Origin of the sequence: Azovibrio sp., assembly GCF_049658005.1 — a bacterium.
Taxonomy (GTDB): domain Bacteria; phylum Pseudomonadota; class Gammaproteobacteria; order Burkholderiales; family Rhodocyclaceae; genus Azovibrio.
Genome location: NZ_JBASOH010000090.1, coordinates 1 through 6,584 on the forward strand (window position 1 = coordinate 1; position 6,584 = coordinate 6,584).

Consider the following 6,584-nt stretch of genomic DNA (forward strand, 5'->3'; position numbering starts at 1 on the left):
GGCCGGAGGGCGCGACTGGCCGGGCGCTTTGAGCGAAGGCCAGGTAGGCGGAGGTGGCGGGTTCCTGCATGCCCAGTCCGGGTTGGTGGCGCGGCATGGGCGGGCTGCCGTGGGAGCTGTAACGCGCCAGGCTGACCGGGGCCGGGGGGGTGGGAATGAGTGCGGCAGAGGCCGCCGGGGCGGCGCCGGTTTCCCCGGTTGCGCTATGGATGGCGGTGGCCAGGGTGCGCTGCACGCAGTGGAAGACGAACTGGTGCACGGCGCGGGCATCCCGGAAGCGCACTTCGGTCTTGGCCGGATGCACATTCACATCCACGGCGCAAGGGTCGATGGCCAGGAACAGGCACAGGCTGGGCTGGCGGCTGCCGTGCAGCACGTCCCGGTAGGCTTCGCGCAGGGCGTGGCCGATCACCTTGTCGCGCACGAAGCGGCCATTGACGAAGGTGTATTGGGCGTCCTTGGCCTGGCTGGCCCAGGTGGGGTCGATGATCAGGCCGGCGAGCGCAAGGGGGCCGGCCGCGACGTTGACGGAACGGGCCTGGCCGACGAATTCCTCACCAAGGATGGCGCGTATCCGCTGTTCCAGATTGGCCCGGGGCAGTTGCAGGCTGGTGCGGCCGTTGTGGGTCAGGGTGAAGGCCACGTCCGGATGAGCCAGGGCGATGCGCTTGAAATATTCGGCGCAATGGCTAAATTCGGTGCCTTCGGACTTGAGGAATTTGCGCCGGGCCGGGGTGTTGTAATACAGGTCGCGCATTTCCACCACGGTGCCGGCCATCAGGGCGGCAGGCTCGGGCTCGGCGCCGGATCCGGCCCCGAGTTTCCAGGCGTGGTCGCTACCCCGGGCCCGGCTGGTGAGGCTGAGGCGGGCCACGGAGGCCACCGAGGCCAGGGCTTCACCGCGAAATCCCAGGCTGGTCACGCCTTCCAGATCAGCCAGGGAGCCGATCTTGGAGGTGGCGTGGCGGGTCAGGGCCAGGGCCAGGTCTTCCCGGGCAATGCCGCAGCCGTCATCGGTGATGCGGATCAGTTTCACCCCCCCTTCTTCCAGGTGCACCTGAATCGCCGTGCTGCCGGCATCCAGGGCGTTTTCCAATAGTTCCTTCAGGACCGAGGCGGGGCGTTCCACCACTTCACCGGCGGCAATCTGGCTGATCAGCAGGTCGGGGAGCGCGTGGATGCGGGGCAGGGGGCGGGAGGGGCTTTCGGGCATGGGCAGATTATACCTTGGGGTAGAATGCTGGTTTTCATACCCGGGTCTGTCATGGAATTCATCACCCAGTTCATCGATATCGTCCTGCATCTGGACACACATCTGGCGGTCTTGATGGGGCAGTATGGCGGGTGGATCTACGCCATCCTCTTTTTCTGCATCTTTGCCGAAACGGGTTTCGTGGTGACGCCCTTCCTGCCTGGCGATTCCCTGCTGTTCGTGGCCGGTGCCCTGGCGGCCCTGGGCGGCATGGATATCTGGATTCTGGTGGGGATGCTTTCCCTGGCGGCGGTGCTGGGCAATTTGCTGAATTACCAGATTGGCCGTTATCTCGGCCCCAAGGTGTTTCAGTGGGAGAATTCCCGCCTCTTCAACAAGGCGGCGCTGCTGAAGACCCATATTTTTTATGAGCAGCATGGCGGCAAGACCCTGGTGCTGTCCCGCTTTTTGCCCTTGTTCCGTACCTTTGCGCCCTTTGTGGCGGGCATCGGCGGCATGCCTTATGGCCGGTTTGCTGTCTTTAACCTGGCCGGGGGCCTGGGCTGGGTGTTTTCCCTGTGTTTTGCCGGTTACTGGTTTGGCAACCTGCCCTGGATCCGCCAGAATCTTTCGCTGGTGATCGTCGCCATCATCGCGATTTCCCTGTTGCCGGCGCTGATTGCTTATCTGAAACACAGCAAGGCGTCATGCGGCGCGACCTGATCCATGAACCGGGCGGGCGGCATCGCCATCTGGCGGTCGAACGCGGGTTGGGCCGGGTCATCGGCCGGCTTGATTTTCTGGCCCATATTTTTCTGGCCCTTATTTTTCTGGCCCATATCGTGGCGGACGAGAATGGGCGGGCGGTGCGTCGCGCCCCCCATGCCCTGGCCGCCTCCTTTTGCTTGCCGGTGGGGTTGTTGAAATGAAGCGCATCGTCATCCTGATTTCCGGGCGTGGCAGCAATATGGAGGCCATGATCCGGGCCCGGGACCGGGGCGAGTTGCCGGGTCTGGAAATCGCCGCCGTGTTGGCCAACCGGCCTGATGCCCGGGGGCTGGAGACGGCGGCGGCGGCCGGCATCGCCACCCAGGTGCTGGATCACAAGGCCTTTGCCGACCGCGAGGCTTTCGATGCCGCCCTGGGCGAGGCCATCGACGGGTTTCAAGCCGATCTGGTGGTGCTGGCGGGCTTCATGCGCGTGCTCACCGCAGGTTTCGTGCGCCGCTTCGAGGGGCGCCTGCTCAATATCCATCCTTCCTTGCTGCCGGCCTTTCCCGGCTTGCATACCCATCAGCGGGCGCTGGACGAAGGGGTACGCATCCACGGCTGCACCGTGCATTTCGTGACCCCGGCCCTGGACCATGGCCCGGTGGTGATCCAGGCGGCTGTGCCGGTACTGGAGGGCGACGACGAAGCCGCCCTGGCGGCCCGGGTACTGGCCCAGGAGCATGTGATTTATCCCCGCGCCGTGCGCTGGTTTGTGGAAGGGCGGCTGCATCTGGAAAACGGCCGGGTGCGGGTGGATGGCCAGCAGCAGGACGGCACGCTGCAGGCCCCTCTGCTGGCCTGATGCCCCGGGTTCTGGTCGCGGCCCTGGCCGTTTCCCTGCTCTTGCACGGGGTCATCCTGTGGCTCACGGTGGCAGACCTGGCGCCTCTGATTGAGCCCAGGGCAAGTCCGCCGCTCCAGGCGACGCTGATGCCTTCCGCTGCGCTAGCCCGGAAGAAAATCCCGCCCTTGCCGGCGCCGGGCGTAGGCAAGAAGTCCAGGAACAAGGCGACTCCCTCGCGGCCAGTGCAAGCCAGCACAGCGCCGAAGGTCGTGCGCATGGAGTCGCTCCCCCAGCCCCCGCTGGTGGCGGACCCTGGGCCGGCGGGGCCGGAACAAGCCGGAACTGAAGCGGCGGGGCCGGAGCAAGCCGGAACTGAAGCGGCGGGGCCGGAGCAAGCCGGTACTGAAGCGGCGGGGCCGGAGCAAGCCGGTACTGAAGCGGCGGGGCCGGAACAAGCCGGAACTGAAGCGGCGGGGCCGGCCAACTTCCCGCCCCAGGGCGAGATCCGCTACAAGGTGTTCCGGGGCGAACGGGGCCTGGAGGTGGGGCGGGCCAGCCAGCACTGGGAAATCGCCGAGGGGCATTATGTGTTGCGGGCCTTGACCGAGACCAGCGGTCTGGCTGCCTTGATCAAGCCCATCCGTCTGGAAACCGAAAGCCGGGGCCTGGTGGATCGCCAGGGCCTGAGGCCGGAACATTTCCGGGTGCTCAGGAACGGCGTGGCCGATGGTGGAAGTGCCGATTTCGATTGGTCCGGCGGGCAGGTTAGAATCGAAGGCTTGGGTGAGCATCCTTTGGCGCCGGGCAGCCAGGATCTGCTCAGTCTGCATTACCAGCTGGCCTACCTGCCCGGCCTGGAAAACGGAGTGGCTTTCCGGGTGGTCACCGGCAAGAAGTATGAACTGTTTCATTTCGATGCCATGGGGGAGGAGATGCTGGATACACCGGCCGGCAGCTTTCGCACCTTGCATCTGCAATCCCTGGGCAGCAGCCGCACGGAACTCTGGCTGGCCCTGGACCATTTCTTGTTGCCTGTAAGAATCCGCCACACGGACAGGAAGGGAAACCTGTTCGATCAGGTGGCGGTGCAATTGAATCTGGCGGCTCCCCTTCCCGAATGATTTGTTGACTGGAAATACCATGAACCGAGCGCCGCGCCTGACACCTGCCTTGTTTGTCCATGCCGAGCGACTGCTGCTGCAGCTGTTGACCTTTGACTATCCTGCTGACGGGGTGCTGTCCCGCTATTTTCGGGAGCACCGCAACCTGGGTCAGAACGAGCGGGGGTTTCTGGCCGAATTGCTGTTTTCCATCCTGCGGCATCTGCGCAGCCTCAAGGCCCGTTGTGATGGCGAAGCCACCCAGCGGCATCTGTTGCTGGCGGCGCTGGTGATGCAGGGTTACCCGCCGCGCGAACTGGAACTGGTGGCCCGGCCAGCAGAACTGGAGTGGATGGGGCAGATCGAGGGCTTTGATGCGGCGGGCCTTGGCCCGGCCGAGCAACTGGATCTGCCGGACTGGCTGTATGAGAAGCTGGTGGCCCAATGGGGGGAAGCCGAAGTGCTGCCCCTGGTTCAGGCCCTGAACCGGCCGGCGCCGCTGGACCTGCGCGTCAATGAACTGAAGTCCAGCCGCAAGGCGGTGCTGGAGCGCCTTCAGGCAGACGGGATTGCCTGCGAGGCGGGACGTTTCTCGCCCATGGCCATCCGCCTGGCGGAGAAGCCGGCCCTGTCCCGTTATCCCCTGTTCCAGGAAGGGGTGATCGAGGTCCAGGATGAGGGCAGTCAGTTGCTGGGCTTGCTGCTGGCGCCCAGGCGGGGCGAAATGGTGGTGGATTTCTGCGCCGGGGCGGGCGGCAAGACCCTGCTCCTGGGGGCCCTGATGCGCAACACCGGGCGGCTGTATGCCTTTGATGTGTCGGAGAAGCGGCTCTCCAATCTCAAGCCGCGGCTGGCCCGTTCCGGGCTTTCGAATGTGCATCCGGTGCGCATCGAGTCGGAGCGGGACATCAAGATCAAGCGGCTGGCGGGCAAGATCGACCGGGTGCTGGTGGATGCCCCTTGTTCCGGCCTGGGCACCTTGCGCCGCAATCCCGATCTGAAATGGCGCCAGACCCCGGAGGGGGTGGCGGAACTGACCGTCAAGCAGGCTTCCATTCTCGCGGCGGCGGCGCGTCTGGTGAAACCCGGTGGGCGTCTGGTCTATGCCACCTGCAGCCTGTTGCAAGAAGAAAATGAGGCCATCGTCGCGGCCTTCCTGGCCGCCAGCCCCGAATTCAGGATCGTGCCCGTGGCCCGGGAACTGGAAGCCCTGGGCTGGCAGGCGCCAGGGGAATGCCTGCAGTTGCTGCCCCATGTGCAGGGTACGGATGGATTTTTCGCCGCCCTTCTGGAGCGTCGGCAAGGATGAGTTCGATGAAAAAAAACGAGGCGGGCCCGACCCATCTGCTGCTTGATCTCTGGCATGACCTGCAGCAGCCTGACATCTATTGGCAGTTGATCGCGTTGCTGGCCTGTCTGGGCCTGGCCTGGGGGCTGGCGGCTCTGCTGCAGCGGCGCGCTCCGGATCGCCAGGGGTTGCTGAAGGTCCTGCAGGCGCAGGCTTTCCCGCTGCTGGCGTTGGTGCTGCTGGTTGCAGAGCGGGCGGCGCTGGAGGCGTTCATGAACGTCCATGTCATCAAGGTGGCGGTGCCGCTGCTGCTTTCCCTGACGGTGGTGCGGGCGGTGCATCACATGTTGCGGCGCAGTTTCCCCAAGGCCCTCTGGCTGCATTCCGTTGGCAAGTTCTTTTCCATTCTGATCTGGGGCTGGCTGGCCCTGTATCTGACCGGAGCGTCTACGGAAATCATCGACGCCCTGGAAACCGTCAGCTTCAAGATGGGCAAGCAGGAAGTCAATCTGTGGATGATCCTGAACGGCGCGGTGGTGATGGTGCTGACCCTGCTGGCCTCGCTCTGGGCGGCGAGCCTGGTGGAGTCCCGGCTGATGGGGGCGAGCGATCTGGACTCGTCGTTACGCATCGTCCTGATACGAGTGAGCAAGGCCCTGTTCGTCATGCTGGCGGTGATGCTGAGCTTCTCCATGGTGGGCCTCGACATTACTGCCTTGTCGGTATTCACCGGGGCCCTGGGCGCGGGCCTGGGCCTGGGGCTGCAAAAGATTGCCAGCAATTATGTGGCGGGCTTCATCATCCTGCTGGACCGCTCCATCCGCCTGGGTAACCTGATCCAGATCGATGCCAATACAACGGGCGTGGTGACCGAAATCACCACGCGTTATACGGTCTTGCGCAATCTGGTCGGGGTGGAATTCATCGTCCCCAACGAGGCTTTGGTGGCCAGCATCGTCCAGAACCAGACCTTCACCGATTCCCGGGTGCGGGTGGGGACTTCGGTAGCGGTGGCTTATTCCGCCGATCTGGAAAAGGCCGTGGCCCTGTTGGAGGAGATTGCCCGGAATCACCCCCGGGTGTTGCCGGACCCGGCCCCGCTGGCGCTGGTGGTGATGTTTGCAGATAGCGGCATCAACCTTGACCTGGGGTTCTGGATCAATGATCCGGACCAGGGAACCGGGATCTTGCGCTCCGAGATCAATATGGAAATCTGGCGCCGCTTCCGTCAGGAAGGCATCGAGATTCCTTTCCCGCAACGAGAGGTGCGGCTGCTGGGTGGGGGGGCTGCAACTGCTGCCACGGTGCCGGGCCGGAATGATCCTGTTTCCGGCAGTTGATCTCAGGTCAATCTGCGCAACGCCAGACTGGCAGCCAGTTTCAACGAATGAGCAGGAGTCCCCTGATGGGTGAAGCAAAAAGACGGGAAAAAGCGGTGCTGACGCAGGC

Annotated in this window: 7 protein-coding genes; 6 read left to right on the top strand and 1 reads right to left on the bottom strand. The window is 64.3% G+C overall.

Translation table 11 applies throughout. The features are described 5' to 3' along the window. A partial coding sequence (gene mutL / locus WBH99_RS08530) for a DNA mismatch repair endonuclease MutL (protein ID WP_424219657.1) occupies nt 1-1,213 on the bottom strand: 1,213 nt, incomplete at its 3' end. 51 nt (nt 1,214-1,264) lie between these two features. On the opposite strand from mutL, the gene WBH99_RS08535 reads away from it, so the two are divergent. From WBH99_RS08535 to WBH99_RS08560, 6 genes are read left to right on the top strand one after another with little or no spacing between them, the layout of a single operon-like run. Continuing rightward, nucleotides 1,265-1,915 (top strand): DedA family protein, encoded by a 651-nt coding sequence (locus WBH99_RS08535; RefSeq protein WP_424219658.1) that lies wholly within the window; start codon nt 1,265-1,267, stop codon nt 1,913-1,915. Next, the gene (locus WBH99_RS08540) at nt 1,900-2,121 is read left to right on the top strand and encodes a hypothetical protein (RefSeq protein ID WP_424219660.1); all 222 of its coding nucleotides are present in this window, start codon (nt 1,900-1,902) and stop codon (nt 2,119-2,121) included. Before WBH99_RS08535 ends, WBH99_RS08540 begins: the two co-directional genes overlap by 16 nt. Beyond that, complete coding sequence (gene purN / locus WBH99_RS08545; RefSeq protein WP_424219661.1) at nt 2,118-2,765, top strand: phosphoribosylglycinamide formyltransferase; 648 nt, start codon at nt 2,118-2,120, stop codon at nt 2,763-2,765. Before WBH99_RS08540 ends, purN begins: the two co-directional genes overlap by 4 nt. Beyond that, entirely contained in the window at nt 2,765-3,868 is a 1,104-nt protein-coding gene (locus WBH99_RS08550) for a DUF3108 domain-containing protein (protein WP_424219662.1), read from the top strand. The genes purN and WBH99_RS08550 overlap by 1 nt, the downstream gene beginning before the upstream one ends. 19 nt (nt 3,869-3,887) lie before the next feature. After that, nucleotides 3,888-5,156 (top strand): RsmB/NOP family class I SAM-dependent RNA methyltransferase, encoded by a 1,269-nt coding sequence (locus WBH99_RS08555; RefSeq protein ID WP_424219663.1) that lies wholly within the window; start codon nt 3,888-3,890, stop codon nt 5,154-5,156. A gap of 5 nt (nt 5,157-5,161) precedes the next feature. Then, nucleotides 5,162-6,475 (top strand): mechanosensitive ion channel family protein, encoded by a 1,314-nt coding sequence (locus WBH99_RS08560; protein ID WP_424219664.1) that lies wholly within the window; start codon nt 5,162-5,164, stop codon nt 6,473-6,475. The last annotated feature ends 109 nt before the right edge of the window (nt 6,476-6,584 follow it).

What these genes read in the sequence shown, in the direction of transcription:
- purN (WP_424219661.1), top strand. Translation starts at nt 2,118, where the DNA reads ATGAAGCGCATCGTCATCCTGATTTCCGGGCGTGGCAGCAATATGGAG.
- WBH99_RS08555 (WP_424219663.1), top strand. Translation starts at nt 3,888, where the DNA reads ATGAACCGAGCGCCGCGCCTGACACCTGCCTTGTTTGTCCATGCCGAG.
- WBH99_RS08550 (WP_424219662.1), top strand. Translation starts at nt 2,765, where the DNA reads ATGCCCCGGGTTCTGGTCGCGGCCCTGGCCGTTTCCCTGCTCTTGCAC.
- WBH99_RS08540 (WP_424219660.1), top strand. Translation starts at nt 1,900, where the DNA reads ATGCGGCGCGACCTGATCCATGAACCGGGCGGGCGGCATCGCCATCTG.
- WBH99_RS08535 (WP_424219658.1), top strand. Translation starts at nt 1,265, where the DNA reads ATGGAATTCATCACCCAGTTCATCGATATCGTCCTGCATCTGGACACA.
- WBH99_RS08560 (WP_424219664.1), top strand. Translation starts at nt 5,162, where the DNA reads ATGAAAAAAAACGAGGCGGGCCCGACCCATCTGCTGCTTGATCTCTGG.